19 protein-coding genes are annotated in these 22642 nt (G+C 61.4%); 7 read left to right on the forward strand and 12 right to left on the reverse strand.

Going from position 1 to position 22642, the window contains the following annotated elements:
* Window positions 1-5: 5 nt before the first annotated feature.
* The 10 genes from rpsT to ACYVI2_RS11185 form a co-directional block, all read right to left on the reverse strand.
* Complete coding sequence (gene rpsT, locus ACYVI2_RS11140; protein ID WP_415819938.1) at window positions 6-269, reverse strand: 30S ribosomal protein S20; 264 nt, start codon at window positions 267-269, stop codon at window positions 6-8.
* Window positions 270-411: 142 nt separating this feature from the next.
* Complete coding sequence (locus tag ACYVI2_RS11145) at window positions 412-1362, reverse strand: DUF4880 domain-containing protein (protein ID WP_415820019.1); 951 nt, start codon at window positions 1360-1362, stop codon at window positions 412-414.
* Window positions 1363-1495: 133 nt separating this feature from the next.
* Window positions 1496-3055 carry a murein biosynthesis integral membrane protein MurJ gene (gene murJ / locus ACYVI2_RS11150; RefSeq protein WP_415819937.1) on the reverse strand — a complete coding sequence of 520 codons (1560 nt, stop codon included), beginning with the start codon at window positions 3053-3055 and terminating at the stop codon, window positions 1496-1498.
* Window positions 3056-3175: 120 nt separating this feature from the next.
* The gene (locus tag ACYVI2_RS11155) at window positions 3176-3934 is read right to left on the reverse strand and encodes a 3-hydroxyacyl-CoA dehydrogenase (RefSeq protein ID WP_415819936.1); all 759 of its coding nucleotides are present in this window, start codon (window positions 3932-3934) and stop codon (window positions 3176-3178) included.
* A gap of 73 nt (window positions 3935-4007) precedes the next feature.
* A complete protein-coding gene (gene adk / locus ACYVI2_RS11160) occupies window positions 4008-4664 on the reverse strand; it encodes an adenylate kinase (protein ID WP_415819935.1) in 657 nt (218 codons plus the stop codon).
* 96 nt (window positions 4665-4760) lie between these two features.
* Window positions 4761-5528 carry a 3-deoxy-manno-octulosonate cytidylyltransferase gene (gene kdsB / locus ACYVI2_RS11165; RefSeq protein WP_415819934.1) on the reverse strand — a complete coding sequence of 256 codons (768 nt, stop codon included), beginning with the start codon at window positions 5526-5528 and terminating at the stop codon, window positions 4761-4763.
* The gene (locus tag ACYVI2_RS11170) at window positions 5525-5716 is read right to left on the reverse strand and encodes a Trm112 family protein (RefSeq protein WP_415819933.1); all 192 of its coding nucleotides are present in this window, start codon (window positions 5714-5716) and stop codon (window positions 5525-5527) included. The genes kdsB and ACYVI2_RS11170 overlap by 4 nt, the downstream gene beginning before the upstream one ends.
* Window positions 5717-5791: 75 nt before the next feature.
* The gene (gene lpxK, locus ACYVI2_RS11175; RefSeq protein WP_415819932.1) at window positions 5792-6847 is read right to left on the reverse strand and encodes a tetraacyldisaccharide 4'-kinase; all 1056 of its coding nucleotides are present in this window, start codon (window positions 6845-6847) and stop codon (window positions 5792-5794) included.
* A 53-nt stretch (window positions 6848-6900) separates the two neighbouring features.
* A complete protein-coding gene (locus ACYVI2_RS11180) occupies window positions 6901-7314 on the reverse strand; it encodes an ExbD/TolR family protein (protein ID WP_415819931.1) in 414 nt (137 codons plus the stop codon).
* Window positions 7311-7931 carry a MotA/TolQ/ExbB proton channel family protein gene (locus ACYVI2_RS11185; RefSeq protein WP_415819930.1) on the reverse strand — a complete coding sequence of 207 codons (621 nt, stop codon included), beginning with the start codon at window positions 7929-7931 and terminating at the stop codon, window positions 7311-7313. Before ACYVI2_RS11185 ends, ACYVI2_RS11180 begins: the two co-directional genes overlap by 4 nt.
* Before the next feature lie 356 nt (window positions 7932-8287).
* Here ACYVI2_RS11185 and xseA point away from each other — a divergent pair, with 356 nt between their 5' ends.
* The 4 genes from xseA (at window position 8288) to pcaF (ending at window position 13283) form a co-directional block, all read left to right on the forward strand.
* Entirely contained in the window at window positions 8288-9643 is a 1356-nt protein-coding gene (xseA, locus tag ACYVI2_RS11190; protein WP_460490306.1) for an exodeoxyribonuclease VII large subunit, read from the forward strand.
* Between the two features lie 151 nt (window positions 9644-9794).
* The gene (gene sodB, locus ACYVI2_RS11195) at window positions 9795-10373 is read left to right on the forward strand and encodes a superoxide dismutase [Fe] (protein WP_094821736.1); all 579 of its coding nucleotides are present in this window, start codon (window positions 9795-9797) and stop codon (window positions 10371-10373) included.
* A gap of 173 nt (window positions 10374-10546) precedes the next feature.
* On the forward strand, window positions 10547-11929 hold the full coding sequence (locus ACYVI2_RS11200; RefSeq protein WP_415822172.1) for a chloride channel protein: 1383 nt from the start codon (window positions 10547-10549) through the stop codon (window positions 11927-11929).
* Between the two features lie 148 nt (window positions 11930-12077).
* Window positions 12078-13283 (forward strand): 3-oxoadipyl-CoA thiolase, encoded by a 1206-nt coding sequence (gene pcaF / locus ACYVI2_RS11205; RefSeq protein ID WP_415822171.1) that lies wholly within the window; start codon window positions 12078-12080, stop codon window positions 13281-13283.
* Between the two features lie 300 nt (window positions 13284-13583).
* On the opposite strand, the gene ACYVI2_RS11210 is transcribed toward pcaF, so the two are convergent.
* Window positions 13584-14135 (reverse strand): DUF192 domain-containing protein, encoded by a 552-nt coding sequence (locus ACYVI2_RS11210; protein ID WP_415822170.1) that lies wholly within the window; start codon window positions 14133-14135, stop codon window positions 13584-13586.
* A 130-nt stretch (window positions 14136-14265) separates the two neighbouring features.
* Entirely contained in the window at window positions 14266-14511 is a 246-nt protein-coding gene (locus tag ACYVI2_RS11215) for a cold-shock protein (protein WP_006220277.1), read from the reverse strand.
* 219 nt (window positions 14512-14730) lie between these two features.
* On the opposite strand from ACYVI2_RS11215, the gene clpS reads away from it, so the two are divergent.
* The 3 genes from clpS (at window position 14731) to pbpC (ending at window position 22636) form a co-directional block, all read left to right on the forward strand.
* Window positions 14731-15045 carry an ATP-dependent Clp protease adapter ClpS gene (gene clpS, locus ACYVI2_RS11220; RefSeq protein ID WP_415822169.1) on the forward strand — a complete coding sequence of 105 codons (315 nt, stop codon included), beginning with the start codon at window positions 14731-14733 and terminating at the stop codon, window positions 15043-15045.
* Window positions 15046-15264: 219 nt separating this feature from the next.
* Window positions 15265-20460: an alpha-2-macroglobulin family protein gene (locus ACYVI2_RS11225; protein WP_415822168.1), complete on the forward strand. Its 5196-nt coding sequence runs from the start codon at window positions 15265-15267 to the stop codon at window positions 20458-20460.
* Window positions 20461-20503: 43 nt separating this feature from the next.
* Window positions 20504-22636 (forward strand): penicillin-binding protein 1C, encoded by a 2133-nt coding sequence (gene pbpC / locus ACYVI2_RS11230; protein ID WP_460490311.1) that lies wholly within the window; start codon window positions 20504-20506, stop codon window positions 22634-22636.
* Window positions 22637-22642: the final 6 nt, after the last annotated feature.

Raw genomic sequence — 22642 nt, forward strand, 5'->3', positions numbered from 1 at the left:
ATGGCTTAGGCCAGCGCCTTGATGGCGGCAGCCAAGCGGCTCTTGTGGCGAGCGGCCTTGTTTTTGTGGATGATGTTCTTGTCAGCCACGCGATCGATCACGCTGGTGGCTTTTTGGAACACGTCGCTAGCCGCCGCCTTGTCGCCGGCTTCGATCGATTGGCGTACGCGCTTGATGGCGGTGCGCAGCATCGAGCGCAGGCTGGAGTTGTGCTTGTTACGCTCGACGGATTGGCGAGCGCGTTTGCGGGCTTGGGCGGTATTGGCCATGTGTTGATTAATTAAGTGAATTCGGCAAAGTCCAACATTGTAGCAAGTTTGCCGGGGATTGCAAGGAATTTCTAGCGTTGTATCTCAAGATTGTGCCAGAGCGCCATGGGCGTGTCGCGAGGGCAGCTGAAGTAGCGCTACGTCAGGTCGAGGCAACGGCAATGGAGGTAACCCAGGGCGTGAAACGTTGCACCGTAATGGGCAGGTCCTGTTCGAGGCTGCGCAATGTTCCGTTAATGTCATCGAGCGAATATTCGCCGGAGACGGGTAAACCGCCAGCTGCTACGGTAACACGTAGTGTCCCCGAATAGTAGGGGCGTAGTGTCTCGACAATTTCATTCAGTGTCACGTCGCGCGCCACGATGCGTCCCTGTTCCCAGGCGGCTCGGGCGGCCATTTCGCGGCTGGGCTCACCCAGGCGAAGCGCATCAAATCGCATACCCATGCCGGGTTGCAAAATGGTATGTGCACCAGCACGGGTCTGGATTTCGATCGGCTCGTCGTGCGCCACAACCAGCGTGCGATGCGATTGTTGGCGCACCATATAGCGGGCACCGTGAGATCGAATCAGCCCCTCGGCAGTCTTTGTCAGGAATGGCCGGTTTTCGTTCGCGGTAGCCGCGATAGTGACCGCACCGCTTTGCAAATTAAGCTGGCGTAAGTACGGGGTATAGCTCAGGTCCAAGGCGCTGCGGGCATCGAGGAGCAAGCTGCTGCCATCGGTGAGGGTGTAACGACGCCGCTCGGAAGTCCCGGTCGCTGCATCCGACGTCAAGTTTTGCAGCGGGTAAAGCGCGTTGCATGCATACGCTGCAGCCCCGCCAGCGAGTACCGCGAGCCCCGTGCGAGCCAGGAAGCGGCGCCGGCTATAGGAGGCGGTCGCCGATGAGAGAGGCGAATCGTTGGACTGATCAAAGGCTGCGCCATCGATGCTGGTGGTCAAAGTCTGCCAGGCTTGATGGTGCTGAGGGTGAGCATCGCGCCACGCGCGGAACTCTGCGTAGTCGTGCTGCGTAGCACGGCCTGAGCGCAGCAATAACAGCCAATCAATGGCTTGGTTTGCCAGAGGGGACGCGTGGCTGAAGGGAGGCATCATTCCCATAAGCGAATCCGAACGGCTATTGAAGGTTAAATAATAATGCTATTTTTACTTTAATTTACATTAACTGTGAATATTCTTTTAAATAAAGTTAAAAACTTTTTTATTCTTAACAATCCACGGGAGATTATTTGCTGCGCCGGCGGCCGAAATCGCGTAGGCGGAAACCAAAAATAAACAGCACAGCAAAGTAGGCCAGTCCGCTGGCGGCTAGTACGGCGGCCAGCCAAAGCGCGCGTTGCGCCGGGTGGCTTTGTAACGCTATCCAATCCAGATGGCCGTCGGCGTAGTAAAGCACGGCGGCCAAGGCTGCCAGGGCAGGCAGCAGCCGCAATGTGAATGCGAGCCAGCCTGCGCTGGGGTGGTAAGTCCCGCGGCGCAATAGACCGAACAATAAGGCCAGCGCGTTGAGCGTGGCGCCCAGGCCGATAGCCAGCGCCAGGCCCGCGTGAGCCAGTGTGGGGACCAGGGCCAGATTCATGAGCTGGGTCACAATCAGCACCATGATGGCGATTTTGACCGGTGTGCGGATATCTTGTTGGGCATAAAAGCCGGGCGCCAGGATTTTCACGCTGAGAATCCCGATCAGGCCGACGGAATAGGCCATCACGGCCAGTCGGGTCTGGGTGACGTCTTGCGCCTGAAAAGCGCCGTAATGAAAGAGTGTGGCCACCAGTCCGTCCGACAGCAGGGCCAGGCCTAACGCCGCCGGCAAGCCCAGCAACATCACCAGCCGCAGCCCCCAGTCCAGCAGAGCGGAATAGCCGGCCAGGTCTTGTTTCGCGTGTGCCGCCGACAGGCTGGGTAACAATACGGTGCCCAGTGCGACCCCCAGCAATGCGGTGGGAAACTCCATCAAGCGATCGGCGAACGATAGCCATGTAACACTACCTGGCGTGAGCCAGGTGGCAATATTGGTATTGATCAGCAGCGATATTTGCGCCACGGATACGCCTAAGGTGGCTGGCGCCATTTGCTTCAGGATGCGTTTGACCGTAGCGTCACCCCAGGCTTGACGCAGATTGGTCGCAAAGCGGGGCGTCAGGCCCAGGCGCGCCAGGGCAACCCATTGAACGGCCAGCTGGGCGATACCGCCCGCCATGACGCCAATTGCCAGGGCGTAAATGGGAATGTCCATGCGCGGAGCCAGCCATAGGCATGCCCCGATCATGGCGACGTTCAGCAGAACGGGAGTGAAAGCCGGTACGGCAAAGCGCCGCCAGGTGTTCAGGACCCCCGAGGCAAAGGCCACCAGCGACATGCAGAGGATGTACGGGAACATCATCCGTGTCATCCACACTGCTGCACCAAACTCAGTCCCGCGAGCTTCGCCGCGCAAGCCGCTGGCCATGGCGGTGACGACCCAGGGGGCGGCCAGAATGCCGATAAGGGTGACGGCCATCAGGGCCAAAGTCAGCAACAGCGCCACCCGGTCCAACAAGGTGCGTACTTCGTCGTCTGTGCGTTCGTTGCGGGCAGCGCCCAGGATGGGCACGAAGGCCTGGGCGAATGCTCCCTCGGCGAACAAGCGCCGCAGCAGATTCGGAATCCGGAACGCGACCCAGAATGCATCTGTCAACGGCCCGGCGCCAAAGGCGCGCGCGACCAGAATGTCGCGAACCAAACCGGTGATACGTGACAACAGCGTGAAGCTACTGACCGTAGCAGCCGAGCGAAACAGACTCATGGGGTGACAGGGAGCAAAAAAACGGCAAGAAAAACGCGCATGCCGTCGGGGGGAGTGCCGTCCCGGGCATGCCCGGGACGGCATGGTGCGCACCTGCAGCGTCGGTGCGCAGGGCTTGCATCATTTTGGCGGCATGCGGATGGCACCATCCAGACGGATGGTCTCACCATTGAGCATGTCGTTGGTGACGATGCTGTGCACCAGTTTGGCGTAGTCCTCTGGACGACCCAGGCGCGCGGGGAACGGGATGCTGGCGGCCAGAGAGTCCTGAACGTCCTGGGGCATGCCGAAGATCATCGGCGTGCCGAAGATCCCCGGTGCGATGGTCATGCAACGGATACCGGCTTTGGACAGATCGCGCGCGATCGGCAGGGTCATGCCCGCGACGCCGGCTTTTGAGGCGGCGTAAGCCGCCTGGCCGATCTGGCCATCGAATGCCGCAACGGAGGCGGTGTTGATCAATACGCCACGTTCGCCGGTTGGCTCGGGGGTGTTGCTGCTCATGGCTTCAGCGGCCAGGCGCATCATGTTGAAGCTGCCGATCAGGTTGATCGAGACGACTTTCTGGAACAGATCCAACGGATGGGCGCCATTTTTGCCGACGATCTTGGCGGCAGGGGCGACGCCTGCGCAGTTGACCAGGCCGAACAGTGCACCCAGCTCGAGGGCGGCAGCGACGGCTCGCTGGCCGTCAGCTTCTTGGGTGACATCGCAATGTACATAGCGTTGGCCCAGCTCTTTGGCCAGGGTTTCGCCGGGCTCGTCTTGAACATCGGCGATGACGACTTTTGCGCCGTTTTCGACCAGCATGCGTACGGTGCCGGCACCCAGGCCGGAGGCCCCGCCAGTCACAATGAATACCTTGTTCGCGATTTCCATACGGGTTCTTCAGAGGGAGAGGTTCAAAGAAACGCCGTGGCGTGCCACGGCGTCAGAGAGCAGCGCGAAGGCCTTAGCTGGCCAGCGCCTCGAATAGGCGAGTCTTGATTTCATCAACTGCGCCTACGCCCGAGATCTTGCGGTATTTGGGCGCCTTGGCATCGCCTGCGTCGGCCCAGGACGAGTAGTAGTCCACGAGCGGGCGCGTTTGGCTTTGGTAGACGGCCAGACGGTTGCGTACGGTGGCTTCGCTGTCGTCGTCGCGCTGGATCAGCGGCTCGCCGGTGACATCGTCCACGCCCGCGACCTTGGGCGGATTAAAGCGCACGTGATAGCTGCGGCCGCTGGTCGGGTGGACGCGACGGCCACTGATGCGCTCGATGATGTCTTCTTCGGGGACGGCGATTTCGACGACGTAGTCGAGTGCGACGCCCGCGCTTTTGAGTGCATCAGCCTGAGGAATCGTACGCGGGAAGCCATCAAACAAATAACCGTTGGCGCAATCGGGCTGTTTCAGACGGTCTCGCACCAGGCCGATGATGATGTCGTCAGAAACCAAACCCCCTGCGTCCATGACCTTTTTGGCTTCCAGACCGAGCGGGGTGCCGGCCTTGACGGCCGCACGCAGCATATCGCCGGTGGAAATCTGCGGGATGGCGAACTGCTGGGTGACGAAGGCGGCCTGGGTGCCTTTGCCGGCGCCGGGCGGACCGAGCAGAATGAGACGCATGGGAGGAGCTCCTGAATAGTGGATGAATTTTAAGAATGAGGACGATTATGCCGCAACGCGGGGGCTGGTGTGATTACCAGAATCAGGGAAAACCCGTCATTGGGAGTGATTGGCATACCACGCACGGACCCGATCGAGGTCTGCAGGGGTGTCTACGCCAGCCATGGGAGGTTGCGGAGTGCGATGTACGACGATGGTGTGGCCATGTTCGAGCGCGCGCAGTTGTTCGAGGGCCTCGAAACGTTCCAGTGCGCCTTGAGGCAGACGCGGAAAACGCCGCAAAAATGCCACGCGGTAGGCATACAAGCCAATGTGATGCAGTGCCGGTAACCCAGGGGTCAATACGCGTTCGCCACTGGCCAGGGCATCGCGAGCCCACGGAATCGGCGCGCGCGAAAAATACAAGGCGCGTCCGTCAGCGCCGCAGACGACCTTGACGACGTTGGGATTGAAGAGGGACTCAGCGTCGGCCAGGGGACAGGCGCACGTCGCGATGTCGGCATCGGGATGATCGAGCAACAGTGCTGCGACGGCGTCGACGAGCGCGGGATCGATCAGCGGTTCGTCGCCCTGGACGTTGACGACGATGGCATCATCGGCCAGACCCAGTTGTTCGACGGCCTCGGCCAGGCGATCGGTACCGGTGGGATGGTCCGCACGGGTCAATACGGCTTGATAGCCGTGTTCGGCTGCCGCCTGCTGCACGCGGGTATCGTCGGTGGCGATGGTGACTTGTGCGGCCTGCGAACCCGCGGCGCGCTCCGCCACGCGCACGACCATGGGTTTGCCGGCTATATCGGCCAACGGCTTGTCGGGCAGGCGTGTGGACGCCATGCGCGCGGGGATCAGGGCGATGAAGCTCACGATGCCGCTGCGTCGGGGCGAGGGGTGTCCAGCGACCGGGCCTCGGACTCGAGCATGACGGGAATACCGTCACGCACGGGGTAGGCCAGGCGGTCGGCGCGGCAGGTCAGTTCGGCCTGGGCGCGGTCGTAGTCGAGACGGCCCTTGCAAAGCGGGCAGACGAGCGTATCAAGTAGGCGGGATTCCATAGGCGTAATTCTAAAGCAGTTTGGGGCCGGAACGGACGCAGCGCTACCCGAGATGCGAGGTTCGATGTGACGTTTTTAGCCAGGGGCGCGGTGGTGTTTGCGCCGATCGGCGATTTTGCGCAGATGTTGGTCGAGCCAATCGAACAACGACGGATCGGAAAACTGCGCCCGGACCGGGATTTCCCAGAGGCGCGCATCACGCTGAGTCTGGCATTTGATCGCGTCTTTCGAGGTGATCAAAATCGCTTCGGCCTGCACGGATTCAAAGGGGGACTGACGATAGTCGTAATGATCGGGCAGCGCTACGCAAGGATCCGGCTGTATGCCGGCCGCCTGCAAGGTTGCGAAAAATCGGTTGGGATTACCGATGCCGGCCACTGCGGCAACACGGCGAAAGGCCGATGGATCGGCAAAGTCGGCTAGCGCACGTTGCACGCCCGTTGCGATCTGGCGGGCGGCATCGGGATGCAACTGCATGTCGGTGTGCCTGGGGCCAGTCCGGCTGTCGCTGGCCGATGATATCGATTGCGTACCACCGGCAGACCGATTCGTGACGATGACATCCACGGTATTCAATCGGGATACGGGCTCGCGTAATGGTCCGGCAGGCAACAGGTGCCCGTTACCGACGCCGCGTTCGTCCTGCACCACGATTTCCGCGTCACGCGCTAACGCCAAGTGTTGCAGGCCGTCATCGGACACAATGACATCCGTTTGCGGGTACTGTTCCAGCAGGGCTTGGGTGGCCAGTGCGCGGCGCGGATGCACCGCTACAGGGGCGCCGCTCGTATGGGCGATCAAGGCGGGTTCGTCGCCAAAGTCCGCAGGATTTAGTTCACCGCGACCTACCCGGGCCTGGGGGCCGATTTTGACGCCGTAGCCCCGGCTGACGACGCCGGGTGTCCAACCGCGTTCGCGCAACGCCTGTACGGTTGCGATTACCACGGGGGTTTTACCCGTACCGCCGACATAAATGTTGCCGATCACGACCACTGGCACGGGGGCGCGATAAACCGGACGCTGGCCATTCACATACTGCGCGCGACGTCGTTTCACATGCCACCCCGTCAGGGCGGCAAGCGGGCGCAGCAGGGTGGCCAGCCAGCCGTCACGCTGCCAATGACGTTGCATAACGCCTGATGCGGACGGCGAGGGGGACGAGGGGTTGCGTGGCACGGCGGGGATCACCGGGCGTTCTGAGCGGCAAAATTGACGCGGCTGATACCCGCCAGGCGAGCGGCCTCCATGACGTTGACGACGGATTGGTGCGTGGCTTGCGCATCGGCGTTGATCAGCAACATGGGGGATTCTTTCCCCGCCGCCGCCAGGGCGAGCATGTTGGCGATGTCGCTGGCGTTGGCGGCGTCGATCACTGTTCCGTTCAAGGCATAGCGGCCATCGCGACTGACGTCGAGCGTGATCTCGGGAGCGGTGTCTTGCTCGATGGCGGCCTCGGGCAGGGTGATCTGCAATTGCGTATAACGGGCAAAAGACGTGGTGGCGGCCAGAAAGATCAGGATCACCAGCAAGACATCGATCAAGGGGATCAGATTGATGTCGAGTTCATCGCGGTCACCGCGCCGGCTGCGAAAATTCATGGCTGGGCCCTGGGCGGAACAGTCGGGCGGCTCAGCCGTGCGAGGCGTGCCGCGGCCTGTTCCATGTCATTGAGCAGGTTATCGGCGCGGCTGCGCAGATAACGGTGGGCGATCATGGCGGGAATGGCGATCAAGATGCCGAAGGCGGTGTTGTACAGCGCAATGGAAATGCCACGCGCCAATTGGGCGGGGTCACCGCCAGCGGGGGTGTACGACGCAAAAATCTCGATCATGCCCACGACGGTGCCGAACAGACCGAGCAAGGGGGCGATGACGGCAACCGTGCCGAGCGCGGCAATATATCGGTTCAGATCGTGCGCGACAGCTCGGCCGACGTCTTCGACGGCAGAGCGCTGGACCTCGCGCGGTTGATTCCGGTGACGCAGGACTTCGGCCAGAATGCGGCCCATAGGCGAATGCTGTTCCAGCCGGGTCAGTGCTTCAGGGCTGTCCTGGCTGTTGCGCTGCATTTCCAGCACTTGCTCGGCCAAGCCTTTCGGCAAAATCAAATTGCGGCGCAGGGACAGCAGCCGTTCGACGATCAACGCCAGGCCCAGGATAGAGGTAATCAGCAGCGGCCAGATTGGCCAGCCGGCTTCGCGGATAATGGACAGCAAAAGAAGGGCTCCGGGAGAGGGCTGCGGTGAAGGTCGCAGCCGATTTAAGCGCGCACTGTACCGGTCAGAAGGGGGCTATGGCAAGGCCGGGGCGGGGGCGGGGGATAACCTCCAATCTATCCACAGATTTTGTGGATAATTCTGTGCAAAACTAAGGCTAAACATGGATAGATGCTGGCTTTGCGCTGGATTGGGCCTGTTGCCTCCATTTGGGGTTGGTAAATTTCTACATATAAATCAATTGCTTATTACGAATTTGCTAGCGTTGCGGGCAGCGCTGCACGATTTGCCGGCTTGCGGTATCATCGCGGCCCACTTGGCGCGCCCTGTGGACAGTTATCTCTCTGGAAAGCCTTATGACAGTTGAGTTTCTCGTCACAAACGACGTATTTACGCGGGATATCCTGACAGTTGCCCAGTTGAATCAGGCTGTGGGCCAATTGTTGGAGCGCAATGTCCCGCCGTTGTGGGTGCGCGGCGAGATTTCCAATTTCACCCAAGCCGCCTCGGGACATTGGTACTTCACACTGAAAGACAGCCGGGCCGCTGTGCGGGCGGTCATGTTTCGTGGCCGTGCGTCCGCCGTGGGGTTTGTGCCCAGAGCCGGCGACCAGGTTGAAATCCGGGCTCGTGTGTCGCTGTACGAGCCTCGAGGGGACTACCAATTGCAGGCCGACGCCATGCGCCGTGCCGGCTTGGGGAATTTGTACGAGGCATTTCTGCGCCTGAAGACCCAGTTGGCCGCGGAAGGCTTGTTTGACGAAAGCGTCAAGCGTGAGCCGGTCGCCTTGCCGCGCGCCATTGGCGTGATTACCTCGTTGCATGCGGCGGCGTTGCGGGATGTGCTGTCTGCCTTGGCTCGCCGTGCGCCGCAAGTGCCGGTGGTGATTTACCCCGCTCCGGTCCAGGGAGCGGATTCGGCAGCAAGATTGGCTGCCCAGGTGCAATTGGCCAATGCTCGCCAAGAGGTCGATACGCTGTTGCTGGTGCGTGGCGGTGGCAGTATCGAGGACCTCTGGAGCTTTAACGACGAGGCCCTGGCCCGGCTGGTGGCGGCGAGCGCCATTCCTATTATTAGTGGGGTAGGGCACGAAACCGATTTTACGATCGTAGACTTTGTGGCCGACGTGCGCGCGCCGACGCCGACGGCGGCGGCAGAGTTGGCCTGCGTGCCGCGAGCGGATTTGTTGGCGCGCATCGGCCATGCCGTACAGCGTCTGACGCGGGGGCAGCAGCGCCGCCTCGACCAGGCGGCGCAACGGCTGGATCGCGCCGCGGCGCAGTTGGTGTCGCCCGCACGCCGTTTGGCGCATCAGGCCGAACGCCTGAATACGCTGCGTCATCGGCTGCAGTCCGCGTGGCAGGGGCCTCACGGCCGGCGGACAGCGCGACTGGGGATGTTGGTGCAGCGTCTGGCACACGCCACGCCCGATACCGGCCGGGCGAGCGAGCGCGTGGCCGCGTTGGCCCGCCGTCTGCATCAAGCCCAGGAACGCCAACTGGCCACTCGCCAGGCTCGGATCGCTGCCGTCAGTGCGCATTTGCGTGCTCTGGATCCGCAGCATACTTTGGCGCGAGGCTATGCCATCGTGCGGGATGCCGAAGGCCATATCCTGCGTGACGCCGCACCGTTGGCCAAAGGCCAGGCGCTGAATTTGACGTTCGCGCGCGGCGGGGCGCAGGTGCAAGTGCTGGATACGCATGACGTTTGATGTTGCGACCGTGGCTGGCTCGACCCGGATTGCTTAAGACTGATTCTCCTTTCGCGTAACCCCGCGCTGCACTGGGTTAACCCAGAGTGCAGGCTAAAGAGCCGATACAATCTATTTGCTTGATCGTGCAATCAACCAAGAAGGAACTCTCATGGCATTTACGCTTCCTCCCCTGCCTTATGCGCTGGACGCCCTGGCGCCGCATATCTCCAAAGAAACCCTCGAGTTTCACTACGGCAAGCACCATCAGACCTACGTCACGAACCTGAATAATCTGGTCCCGGGCACCGAGTTTGAAAACGCGTCGCTCGAAGATGTCGTCAAAAAATCCTCGGGCGGCGTATTCAACAATGCCGCACAAATCTGGAATCACACGTTCTACTGGAACAGCCTGGCTCCCAACGCTGGCGGCGCACCCTCGGGCGCACTGGCCGATGCCATCAATGCCAAATGGGGCAGCTTTGACGCTTTCAAAGAAGCCTTCAACAAATCGGCTGCTGGCAACTTCGGTTCGGGCTGGACCTGGCTCGTCAAAAAGGCCGACGGCTCGCTGGACATCGTCAACACCAGCAATGCTGCTACCCCGCTGACCACCGCAGACAAGCCTTTGCTGACCTGTGATGTGTGGGAACACGCCTATTACATCGACTACCGCAATGCCCGTCCCAAGTACCTGGAAAACTTCTGGGCATTGGTGAACTGGGACTTCGCTGCGAAAAACTTCGCCTAAGTCGTATCCAGTTTCGTTGAAAACGCCCAGCCCAGGCTGGGCGTTTTTATTGAGCCCTGTCATCGTATTTGTACCGATCGAACCTCGGTTGAAACGGCGCATGGTGCTTTTCTTGAGCCATATTTCACGGGCTCAGTCCGGTTGTTTCGTTACGATTCTGGCAAAATGCGGCGATGTCCACGACCTCGCCTCCTCGCAGCCCGTTCTCGCGTCTGTCGCTGCTCGCCCGTCGTAAATTGCGGCAATTCAGCCGTCTCTCGCGCAAGAGCCTGCAGCTCAGTTTGTTGTTGGGCGGCGCGGCGTTGGTGGCGCTCGTGTCCCTGGGATTTGCGTGGTTGGCCGATCTGGCCTTGGAATGGAACCATGCCTGGACCTCGCGTGCCGGTTGGCTCGCGTTCATCGTGCTGCCCGCCGCCTTTGCGATACTGCGTTGGATGACAATCCGTTGGGCACCCAATGCGGCAGGTAGCGGGATCCCGCAAGTCATCGGTTCGTTGTCCTTGCCGCCCGGCGCCGCACAAAGCAGCCTGGTTTCGATACGGCAGACGCTGCTGAAGATTCCACTGACCTTTTTGGGATTGGCCGCTGGTGCCTCCGCCGGCCGGGAAGGGCCGTCGGTACAGGTCGGTGCGGCCGTCATGCTGGCCTGGGGACGATTCTGGCGCAGCAAAGGGGTGCCGTTACGCGGTTTTCATGCAAATGAGCTTATCGCGGCAGGTGCGGCCGGAGGCTTGGCTGCCGCATTTAATGCGCCGTTGGCCGGCGTCATTTTCGCGATCGAGGAGCTGGGGCGCGGCACTATCCTGCGTTGGCAACGCCTGGTATTGATCGGCGTGCTGGCCTCTGGGTTTCTTGTCGTCGCCGTCGCGGGAAATAACCCGTATTTCGGCACCTTTGGCGGCCAGGCGCTGCCGAACTATATGGTGTTGTGGGTGCTGCTATGCGGTTTGGCTAATGGCGTGCTAGGCGGCGTGTTCAGCCGGTTGTTGAGTAAAGGCGCTTCTGGGGTCGCGCCCGCCAATTGGCGTGGCTGGATTCGTCGCCATCCCATTTACACGGCTGCCGCCATGGGATTGATTCTGGCGGTGCTGGGCGTATTGAGCGGTCAGACTGTCTATGGCACTGGATATGGCGTGGCCAGTGGCTTGCTTTCCGGCGAGGCCGAGGGGCCGGCGGCCTTTGGCTTGGCCAAACTGGGGGCGACGGTGGCGTCATACTGGGCGGGAATACCGGGAGGCATTTTCACCCCCGCGTTGACGACAGGCGCCGGTATCGGCCAGCATATCTGGGAACTGACTGGCGGCGAGATTGATCGCCGTGTGCTGGTGCTGATTTCCATGGCGGCGTTTCTGGCGGCGGCGACGCAGTCTCCGTTGACCGCGAGCGTGATCGTGATGGAGATGACAGGCAGCCAGCCGATGCTGTTCTGGCTATTGGTAGGTTCTCTGTCGGCGTCCGTGATTGCCCGGCAGTTTTGTCCTCAGCCGTTTTATCATTTTGCTGCCGGTCGGTATCGTCGGCAGGCTCAGGTCGAGGTTGGCCGTACGACAAAATAACCGGTCACCGCAGAGCAAGATGTCCATACGGTGGACTGCGTCCAAAGAATGGACGCTCTGGCTGTGCACTGTGCCGGTGCAAGGTCGAGTGGCGTAAGATCGAACGCTATCTTTTTTTGTCATTCACTTTTCTTACGAGCTTCGATCCATGACCGTGCACGCTTACATTTGTGATGCCATCCGTACTCCTTTTGGCCGTTACGGTGGCGCTTTGGCCCCCGTGCGCGCCGATGATTTGGCTGCAGTGCCTATCAAGGCCCTAATGGCGCGCAATCCGGGCGTGAACTGGGAAGAATTGACCGATGTGATCTTGGGCTGCGCCAACCAGGCCGGCGAAGACAACCGTAACGTCGCCCGCATGGCGGCATTGCTGGCGGGCCTGCCCGTGGACGTCCCCGGCGGCACGGTCAATCGTCTGTGTGGTTCTGGCCTGGACGCAGTGGGTACGGCGGCTCGCGCCATTCGCGCCGGCGAAGCTGGCCTGATGCTGGCTGGCGGTGTCGAGAGCATGAGCCGCGCGCCGTTCGTCATGGGCAAGGCCGAGAGCGCGTTTTCGCGCAGCGCCTCGATCTACGATACGACGATCGGCTGGCGCTTTGTCAACAAACTGATGAAGGCGCAATACGGCGTCGATTCCATGCCGGAAACGGCGGAAAACGTGGCGGACGATTTCAAGATCAGCCGCGAGGACCAGGATAAATTCGCTCTGGCTAGCCAATCCAAAACGGCTCGCGCCCAAAAAGAGGGCTATTTCGACGCCGAAATCACGCCGGTCTCGATCGCCCAGAAAAAGGGCGACCCCATCGTCGTGAATAAAGACGAGCACCCGCGCGAAACCAATCTCGAAGCCTTGGGCCGCCTCAAAGGCGTGGTCCGCGAAGGCGGCTCGGTCACGGCCGGCAATGCGTCGGGCGTGAATGACGGCTCGGCCGCGCTCTTGCTCGCAGACGAGGCCAGCGCAGCGCGTCATGGCCTGACGCCGCGTGCGCGCGTCGTGGGTATGGCTACCGCTGGCGTGGCCCCGCGAATCATGGGCATGGGCCCGGCGCCGGCCACGCGCAAGGTCCTGGCGCTCACCGGCCTGACGTTGGATCAGATCGATGTCATCGAGCTCAACGAGGCCTTTGCCGCGCAGGGCTTGGCCGTGTTGCGTGATCTGGGTATCGCTGACGACGATGCGCGCGTGAACCCGAACGGCGGCGCAATCGCGCTGGGCCATCCGCTGGGGGCCAGCGGTGCCCGTCTGGCGACGACTGCCATCAACCAATTGCATCGCACGGGCGGCCGCTATGCGCTGTGCACGATGTGCATCGGGGTGGGCCAGGGTATTGCCGTGGTGCTCGAGCGCGTGTAATACCAGGGCAGCGGCGTTTCGGCGCCGCCTGCCCGGATGAAAAAAAGCCGGTTTTACCGGCTTTTTTTGTTGCCGGGCCGCCCCAAAACAAAAAACGCCCCTCGGGGGGCAGCAAGCCGAAGGCGCAGCGTGGGGGCTTTTTTGTTGCCGGGCCGCCCCAAAACAAAAAATGCCCCCACGGGGGCAGCAAGCCGAAGGCGTAGCGTGGGGGCTTTTTCCGTTAGATCACACCATCACAGGTCCACGGCATTCGTCCCGTCGCGCATGCCGGCAGCGTGTCAAACGCGTTTGCCAGCGCGTTTACTGGGAAATGCCACTCAGCCGCTGGCCCGCTGCAACGCCATGGGTGTCGAACCAGCCTTGCGCCATTTCCAGTGCATAGCGCACCGGCTGTTCCGAGCAGTGCGGCTCATCGGTCTGCGGCGCCATATCGGCCATATTTACGATGGTGCCGTCATCGGCGATGAAGGCAATCGACAGGGGCACCAGCGTATTGCGCATCCAGAAACACTGCATGTCTGCTTCGTCGAACACGAACAGCATGCCGTTATTGTCGGGCAGGCTCTTGCGCAGCATCAGGCCGATGCGCCGGGTTTCGTCGGTGTTGGCGACTTCGGCACGGATGACGTGGATCCCCGCGGTCAACTTGGTGATGGGCAAACCGGTTTGAGGGCCGGTGGGTGTTTGCGCTGCAGCGGGAATACTCGCCGTGCTCAGGAGTACGCTCGTCAGCGCGCCTGCTGCCAGTGTGCTGGCCGTGCGGGTGTTGAGCAGCGGTGAACGAGAATGTTGCCCAGTGACAAGACAGCGGGAGAGGGCGCGCACAAACCGCGCAAAACGATGAATCACCATGAGACCCGAAAGCAGCAGAAAATAACAAGGCGGGGCATTATGCCCCGCCTGGGTAATGACGCCGCATTCTAAAACAATCCTGCCATAGGTCCGGTTTGTCTATCGTTCGGCGCGATAATGATACTGGGCGTCAGGCCGCCGTAATATTCAGCGCCTGTTTGCCTTTAGGTCCCTGGATGATTTCGAATGCCACTTTCTGGCCTTCTTTCAGGGTTTTGAACCCATTCATCTGGATCGACGAAAAATGTGCGAACAGATCTTCACCGCCATCGTCAGGCGTAATGAAGCCAAAACCTTTCGCGTCGTTGAACCATTTGACGGTGCCCGTCGATTTGGGATTGTCCCCTTGGACGGCGGTTGCGGTCGTATCAGACATGCGGACTGCCTCATTTGAATCGTATATTTGACAGAAACTTTTGGCCTAAACCATTGCCTCCCGGCTCCGAAGACGCTTGTTGACACAAGATAGCCTCCGAATGCGTGGATAATGCTCTGCTTTTCTTTAAACCGTCAAGTGTGGAAATTACGCATCTGTACGTGTAATTTTAAGTAATACGCGGCGTTGCCGCCCATTGTTTCAATACAATTCCGCCTTATGAGTTCGACCTTTGATACACAGCATGACCTCGTCGTGGAGAAACAGGCGTCCCGTACTGCGCCGCCGCCCATGTACCAGGTAGTGTTGCTCAATGATGATTACACCCCCATGGAGTTCGTGGTGAAGGTCCTGCAAAAGTTCTTCCGCAAGAATCAAGAAGAGGCTACCCGGATCATGCTGCAGGTGCACCATGAGGGCCGCGGCGTCTGTGGTGTTTATCCACGGGATTTGGCGGCCACGCGTATTTCCCAGGTCGCGCAGTACGCGCGCGAACGCCAGCATCCGTTGCAGTGCGTGATGGAACCCGTGTAATCGCTGCACACTGAGCGGTCATCGCACACCGCGGGCCGATCAAGAACGGAGCATGCAGGGAATCAGACCTGCGGTGAGGGGATCACAAGTCGAGGCCTGACGGGGGCTTGGTACGTAGTAGTGATCTTGTAATTAGCGTATAGTCGCGGCGCGCCGGTGCGTGCCGGGCGAGGATCCGTGGGCGTTTGACGCCCTAACATGTTGTACAGAGGCAAAGCCATGGGTAAAAAGAGTGGCGTGATCGGAGTCGTGGCGTTGGTGGTTGCCATCGCTGTCGGTATCGGGGTATGGCAATGGCGTAGTGATGCGCCGCCGAGTGCGGATCCGCCCGCGGCCCCAGCGGCACAATCCGGTGCGGCAAGCGGCGCTACCCAAACGGCGAATCCCTCGGCATCAGCGCCCCAGCCCACGGCAAATTCCACCGCCACCATTGGCCAGAACGATCCCTTTGCCATGCTGGACTGCAAACCGCGCCAGTTCCGCGATTCCATGGCGTTGGCCGTCACCTTTACCCAACCGGTGGGTCGCCAGACAGAGCTGAGCCGCTATTTCAGCGTGATCGACACCGGCGAGGCCAAGCCCGCCGAGGATGGCGAGCAATCGACCGCCGGGCAAACTGCCACCGGGGTGCCGCCAGGCCAGGCTGCACCGGCAGGCAAGACCGTCGAGGGAGCATGGGTGGTCGGCGACAACCCGCGCATCGTCTATTTCCCCTATGTGCAACCGCAGCGCGCCTACGCCATCCGCGTGCGCTCCGATTTCCCAGCTGCCCAAAAAGACACCACCCTGGGCGACGAACGCCAGTGCAGCGTGCAAACCGAAGCCATGCCGCCGTCGTTCTACTTTGCCAGTCGTGGCGTCGTACTGCCGGCTGGACAAAATGGCGGCTTGCCCGTGGCGACCGTCAATATGCCCGAGGTCGACGTGCAGTTTCTGCGCGTCTCGCCAGAGCACATGCCTGAATTTTTCGACGACGTCCTGGGTCTGAAGGCCTCCAACGAGGATGACGAAGACGATTGGCGTTATTCCGACAACCGCAGCCTGAAGGGCCTGGTGAGCAACTGGGATCTGGACCGCCTGCACAGTCTGACGACCAGCGTCTATCAGGGCCGTTTCGTCACCGATGACAAGCCCAATCGCCGTCATGTGACCTTCCTGCCGGTGGAAAACATCCAGGAATTGCGCCAGCCCGGCATCTACGTGGCGATCATGAGCGAGCCCGGCCGGTTCCGCTACGAATACCAGGTGACCTATTTCTACATCAGCGACATGGGCCTGCATGTGCGTCGTTATACCGATCGCACCGAGGCCTATACCATCTCGCTGAAAACGGGCCAGCCTATCGCCGATGCCGAAGTCGAACTGGTCGATGGCTCGGGCAAAGTCCTGGCAAAGGCCGCGTCCGACAAGGGCGGCCACGTACGTTTTGACGGCGATTCGTCGCGTGCGCGCTTGATCCGCGCCGTGCGTGGCAGCGAATTGACCATGTTGTCCCTGGCCGAGCCAGCACTGGATTTATCCGAATACGACATCGGTGGCCATACCTCCCGCCCGAACAACCTGTTCGTGTATTCCGGCCGTAATCTTTACCGCCCCGGCGAAACGTTCCACGTATCGGTATTGCCGCGTGACCTCGATGGCCAGCCGCTGAAGGCCGCGCCCCTGACTGCCGTGCTGAAACGCCCCGATGGCCGGGTCGTGCGCAGCGAACTCTGGCAACCGGATAGCAAGGTCGCCAACTATATCGAGCACGCGATCAATCTGCCGGTCGATGCCCAGACTGGTAAATGGCTGCTCGAGCTGCGTGTCGACCCCGCATCCAAGGTGCCCGATGCGACGTGGTGGTTCCAGACCGAGGAATTCCTGCCCGAACGCATGAAACTGCATCTGGACTCCAAGCAACCGGTGTTGTCGCCGGGAGAGGCCTGGACAGTAGACGTGCAGGGCGATTACCTCTATGGTGCGCCGGCAGCGGGCAACCGCCTGCTGTCGAGCTTCCAGGTCAAGCGCAACCGTTATGCCCTCGCGCAACAGTGGCCCGGGTTCGTCTTTGGCGATGTGGCCGACGACTCACTGCGCCATTACGAGGAAATGCCCGAAACCACGTTGGATGACAGCGGATCCACGCAACTGACGGTAGATCCGCAGTCTGCCGGCAAAGCCAAATCCCCCTTGAGCGTGCGTTTGTCGGTCAGCCTGCTGGAATCCGGCGGCCGCCCGGTCGTGCGCTCGATCGAGCGCAGCGTCTGGCCTGCCGACAAACTGATCGCCGTACGTCCGCTGTTCAGCAATGACGTGACCCGCGAAGGCTCGCCTGCGAGTTTTGAGGTGGTGCGCGTCAACGCCTCGGGTGAGGTGGCGCCGTTGCCCGAGGCACAGGTGCGTCTATTCCGCGAAAACCGCAATTACTACTGGCGTTATGACGACCAGCGCGGCTGGAACAGCGGCTATACCGATACCGAAGACCTCGAGGACTCGCGCACGATCGCGTTGCCCAATCGCACCGCGATGACCCTGCCGGTCAGCTGGGGCCGCTATCGTCTGGAGATCACCGATCCGGAAACCGGTGAGGTGATGCGCTACCGTTTCTACGCGGGCTGGGATGCCCAGGACGCCGATTCGGTCGGCAACCGTCCCGATCGCGTGCAAATGAAGCTCGAAGGCGTGCCCGCACGCCCAGGCGACAAGGTCAAGCTGACGGTGACGCCGCCGCATGATGGCCAGGCTTTGGTCACGGTCGAAGGCGACCGCATGCTGTGGTCGAACTGGGTGGACGTCAAGGCGACCGGTACCGAAGTCAGCATTCCCATCGACGAATCGTGGAAACGTCACGATCTCTACGTCTCTGCCGTGGTGTTCCGTCCTGGTAGCGCCGGCGATCGCGTGACGCCTGCACGTGCCGTGGGTTTGGCCTTCCTGCCTATTGCCAGTGACGATCGCAAGCTGAACGTCACGCTGACGGCTCCTGCCAAAGTCGAGCCCGAAAAACGGACCACGGTGCGTGTGAAGGTCGATGGCGCGAAAGGGCAGGCCGCTCACGTCACGCTGTCTGCCGTGGACGTCGGTATCCTGAATATCAATCAGTACGCCACGCCGGATCCGGTGGATTTCTTCTTTGGCAAGCACCGTTATGACGCGGAATTACGCGACATGTACGGCAAGCTGATCGAGAAAATGGACGGCACGCAGGGCCGCCTGAAATGGGGGGGCGATGCCGCCATGCGCGGTGATAGCCGCAGCCTGCCCAAAAAGGTCAAGCTGGTCGACTTGTACTCCGGCCCGGTCAAGCTGAACGATCAGGGCGAGGCCGATATTCCCCTGGATCTGCCTGATTTCAATGGCACGCTGCGTCTGATGGCTGTCGCGTTCACCGACTCGCACTACGGTCATGCCGATCAGGAAATGGTCGTGGCTGCGCCTATCGTGGCCGAGCTGAACATGCCGCGCTTTATCTCGCCGGGCGACCGGGCGACGGTGGCGGTCGATGTGGCCAACCTGAGCGGATCCGCACAGCAGATCACCGTGACGCTGCAGGCCCTGGACCCCTTGTCCATTGCCGATGGTGGCACGCGTACGCTCACGCTGAAAGATCGCCAACGCACCACCGTGCGCTTTACGGCTACGCCGACTGGCTCCTATGGCCTGGGTCTGATGCGCCTGGTGATCGACGGCAAGGGCGGCGCAAAACCGATCCACATCGAACGCGAGTCCGTGCTGCAGGTGCAGCCGTCTCATGCCGCCGAGCATGTCGTCAAACGGGTGCGTCTGGCCCCGGGCGAGAGCTTTACGCCAGGTGCCGGCGTGATGGTGGGTTATTACCCCGACTCCGTCACCGCCAACATCAGCCTGTCGAATCGCCCGCCGATCAACGTCTCGCGGCTGGTGCAGGATCTGTTGCGCTATCCCTACGGTTGCACGGAACAGACTATCAGTTCGGCGATACCGTGGGTGCTGCTGGACGAGAGCGACGGCAAGCGTTTCGGCCTGCCGGTGCAGACCAAAGAACAGCGCGCCGAAAAAGTCGCCGTCGCAGTGGGACGGCTGGCCGGTATGCGTAACGCGGCAGGCGGATACTCGCTGTGGGGCAACGAGGCCTCTGCGCGGGATGTCTGGCTGACCTCGTATGCGGTCGGTTTCCTGCAGGACGCGCGCGATCAGGGCTTTGATGTGCCCGAACAATCGCTCGATCGTTCGCGGCAATGGCTACAAGAGCAATTGCAGCAGAGCTCGGGATCGTTCGGCACGTGGCCGGATGCGTTGCGTAAATCGCTGCAGAAAGGCAGCGTCGAGAGCGGCTATATCGACATGATGCGTGGCGATCATCGCCGTTTCGCAGGCTATGCGGCTGCCGCGCTGACCTTGGCGCGCGACAAACAGGCTTCATTGGCGACGGTGCGTCAGCTGTTTGATCGCTACCAGGAGCGCGCTTTGTCGCCTCTGCCGTTGATTCAATTGGCGGCGGCGTTCCAGTTGATGGGCGACACGGGCCGCATGGAAAAAGCCATGCAGCAGGCCTTGGTGCGAGCCTATGGCTATCCGATCAAGGGTAGCTACTACTACGGCGCCTGGCTCGGCGACTACGGCAGCCCCGTGCGTGATTACGCCTTGGGCTACGCTATCGCCAGCAAGTATCAGCTCGCGCCGCAAGGCCGCGAAACCTTGATGATGCAACTCGATGACCATTTGCGCGGCCGCTCATACCTGTCGACGCAAGAGCAAATGGCTCTGGTGCTGGCGGCACGCGCTGCGGGCGGCGATGCGGCCAAACCCTGGGCTGCTACCATGGCTGCGGCGTCCGGGACGAAAAACCTGACCAGCGCCGAAGACGAAACCGTGGCGTTGAAAGCAGACGATTTGTCTCTGCTGCAAGTGACCAATACGGGTTCGAATGTGCTGTTTGCCGAGTTCGATCTGCAAGGCACGCGACAGGAGGCTCCGGCACCGCGCAGCGATGTGATCTCGTTGCAGCGTCGTTGGTACACCCCCGACGGCCGTTCGTGGGATGGCGGTGTCTTGCGCACGGGCGATATGCTGGTTGTGCGCCTCACGGCGAGCGCGAACCAGACGATTCCTGACGCGCTGATCGTCGATCGCGTACCGGCAGGCCTGGAAATCGAGAACCTCAACCTGTCGCAGAGCCCCGACATGCAAGAGTGGGAAATCGGCGGGGTGCGAGTGGCTGACGCCATGTCGAACTCGGCGATCAAGCACCGTGAGTTCCGCGACGATCGCTATGTGGCCGCCGTATCCTTGACCCGTAGCAGCGTCGACGTGTTCTACATGGCGCGCGTGGTGACGCCGGGGCGCTATGCCGTTCCGTCCACGGTGGCCGAGGACATGTACCGGCCCGAATTGCGAGGCGTGGGCGAACGGTGGAACTCCATCGAAGTCCGTGATCGCGCGGCCGCTCGGTAAGGGCATTTGAGGGACCGGTTTGGTGAAATATTTCCGCCGGGCGGTGATAGGGCTGGCCAGCACGCTTATCGTGCTGGCCGCGCTGCTCTTGATCCTGGATCGGCTGTTTCCTTTGCCGCCGGTCGGCAGCGGCGGCGCCTCGGTCGTGATCGCTGCCGACGGCACGCCGCTGCGTACTTATCCCAGCCGCGACGGCATCTGGCGTTACCCTGTGACGCCGGAGCAGGTCTCGCCGTATTACCTGCAGACGCTGCTGGGCTACGAAGATCGCTGGTTCTACTGGCATCCAGGCGTCAATCCTGTCTCGCTGATGCGTGCCGCGTGGCAGTGGGCCGCGCACGGGCGTATCGTCTCCGGCGGGTCCACCATCACCATGCAGGTGGCGCGCTTGTTGGACCCCGAACTCGCAGGGCAACCCTCGCGTTTTTTGTCGGCCAAACTGCGTCAGATGGCGCGCGCCGTGCAGTTGGAAATGCACTACAGCAAGGACGACATTCTCGGCATGTACCTGACGCATGCGCCGATGGGTGGCATCGTCGAGGGGGCAGAGATGGCCTCACGCATGTGGCTGGGCAAATCGGCGATGGATCTGAGCCCCGCCGAGGCCGCGCTGCTGACCGCATTGCCTCAATCTCCATCGCGATTGCGTCCGGATCGCCATCCGCAGGCCGCCCAGGTGGCGCGCGATAAAGTGTTGGATCGCATGGCGGCCAATGGTGCCTGGAGCGCTGCCGAGGTTGCCGATGCCAAAATCGAAAATGTGCTGGCTCCGCCGCTGCGCGCGCGTTGGCTGGCACCGTTGGCGGCGCAACGGCTGCAAACCGAGCAGCGTCTCAGCGGTGAACGCGCGGCGATCGTGCAATCCACGCTGGATGCCGACATTCAAACCACAGCGGAACACATGCTGCTGGATCGCGTGGACGCTTTGCCTGCCAAGGTTTCGATGGCGGTGCTCGTCATGGATAACGACACGCTGGAAATCAAGGCCTATGCGGGGTCGGCCGATTTCTCCGACGAGAGCCGTTATTCCCACGTCGATATGGTGCGCGGGGTGCGTTCACCGGGCTCGACGCTCAAGCCGTTCTTGTATGCGCAGGCCCTGGATGACGGGATCGTGCATTCTGAAAGCATGTTGCTGGATGCGCCGCTTTCATTTGGCGGTTACGCGCCGGGCAATTTCCAGGCGGCGTTTTCCGGCCCAGTGAGCGTGGCGCAGGCTTTGCAGCGCTCGCTGAATGTGCCGGCTGTCGATTTGCTCGACCGTGTCGGGCCGAACCGCTTTGCGTCCATGATGCTGACCGGTGGCGTGCAATTGCGCCTGCCCGCGGGTGCGTCGCCAAATTTGAGCTTGATTTTAGGCGGGGGCGGCACCACTTTAGAGGAACTGGTCGGTGCTTATCGTGCGTTGGCGCGCGGCGGATTGGCCGGGCGGCCGCGTTTGTCGCCCGATCAGCCTCGCGTCGAGTCGCGCATGATGAGTGCTGGCGCGGCCTGGATTGTGCGTGACATCCTGGAGGGCGGGGGGCATCCCGATCGTCCCCTGGAGCAAACCGGGCGTCGATTGGCCTGGAAAACAGGCACCAGTTTCGGTTTTCGTGATGCCTGGGCGGTAGGGGTAACTGATAGCTGGACCATCGGTGTGTGGGTCGGGCGGCCAGACGGCACGCCTAATCCAGGTTTTTTCGGCGCCAATGTGGCCGCGCCGCTGTTGAGTGATTTAGTAGCCGCGTTACCACCAGGGCCATTCTCTGCACGCACCCGGCCTGTTAGTGTAAAACCGGTAGTGACGTGTTGGCCTTTCGGATGGCGGCAGGGCAGTCCGCAGGCTGCGCAATGTGCGCAGCCGCGTGCAGCGTGGTCGCTGGACGATACGGTGCCGCCGACTTTTGCAGGTTATGCTGATGTGGCGACTGGCCCGCTGCGTTTGCAGGGCATTGCGACCGGGTCGGTGTTGCGTCCCGTACCGGGCCGGCATGTCGTGTCAGTGGATGTCAGTGTGCAAGGTGCACGCGGACAGGTATGGTGGATGCTGGATGGGCGTGTTCAACAACGTGGCGAGGCTTCGGAGTCAGTGAAACTTTCTATGGTGCACAATGGCCGGTATACCTTGACCGCGATGGATGAACAAGGCCGATACGACCGTGTGGTTTTTGAAATCACTGGCGTTACGCCCTGATCAGCT

It is taken from the genome of Bordetella tumbae (assembly GCF_054780995.1).

Coding starts and splice junctions, on each gene's coding strand:
- rpsT (WP_415819938.1), bottom strand. CDS start 269: ATGGCCAATACCGCCCAAGCCCGCAAACGCGCTCGCCAATCCGTCGAG.
- ACYVI2_RS11145 (WP_415820019.1), bottom strand. CDS start 1,362: ATGCCTCCCTTCAGCCACGCGTCCCCTCTGGCAAACCAAGCCATTGAT.
- murJ (WP_415819937.1), bottom strand. CDS start 3,055: ATGAGTCTGTTTCGCTCGGCTGCTACGGTCAGTAGCTTCACGCTGTTG.
- ACYVI2_RS11155 (WP_415819936.1), bottom strand. CDS start 3,934: ATGGAAATCGCGAACAAGGTATTCATTGTGACTGGCGGGGCCTCCGGC.
- adk (WP_415819935.1), bottom strand. CDS start 4,664: ATGCGTCTCATTCTGCTCGGTCCGCCCGGCGCCGGCAAAGGCACCCAG.
- ACYVI2_RS11170 (WP_415819933.1), bottom strand. CDS start 5,716: ATGGAATCCCGCCTACTTGATACGCTCGTCTGCCCGCTTTGCAAGGGC.
- lpxK (WP_415819932.1), bottom strand. CDS start 6,847: ATGCAACGTCATTGGCAGCGTGACGGCTGGCTGGCCACCCTGCTGCGC.
- ACYVI2_RS11180 (WP_415819931.1), bottom strand. CDS start 7,314: ATGAATTTTCGCAGCCGGCGCGGTGACCGCGATGAACTCGACATCAAT.
- xseA (WP_460490306.1), top strand. CDS start 8,288: ATGACAGTTGAGTTTCTCGTCACAAACGACGTATTTACGCGGGATATC.
- sodB (WP_094821736.1), top strand. CDS start 9,795: ATGGCATTTACGCTTCCTCCCCTGCCTTATGCGCTGGACGCCCTGGCG.
- ACYVI2_RS11200 (WP_415822172.1), top strand. CDS start 10,547: ATGTCCACGACCTCGCCTCCTCGCAGCCCGTTCTCGCGTCTGTCGCTG.
- pcaF (WP_415822171.1), top strand. CDS start 12,078: ATGACCGTGCACGCTTACATTTGTGATGCCATCCGTACTCCTTTTGGC.
- ACYVI2_RS11210 (WP_415822170.1), bottom strand. CDS start 14,135: ATGGTGATTCATCGTTTTGCGCGGTTTGTGCGCGCCCTCTCCCGCTGT.
- ACYVI2_RS11215 (WP_006220277.1), bottom strand. CDS start 14,511: ATGTCTGATACGACCGCAACCGCCGTCCAAGGGGACAATCCCAAATCG.
- clpS (WP_415822169.1), top strand. CDS start 14,731: ATGAGTTCGACCTTTGATACACAGCATGACCTCGTCGTGGAGAAACAG.
- ACYVI2_RS11225 (WP_415822168.1), top strand. CDS start 15,265: ATGGGTAAAAAGAGTGGCGTGATCGGAGTCGTGGCGTTGGTGGTTGCC.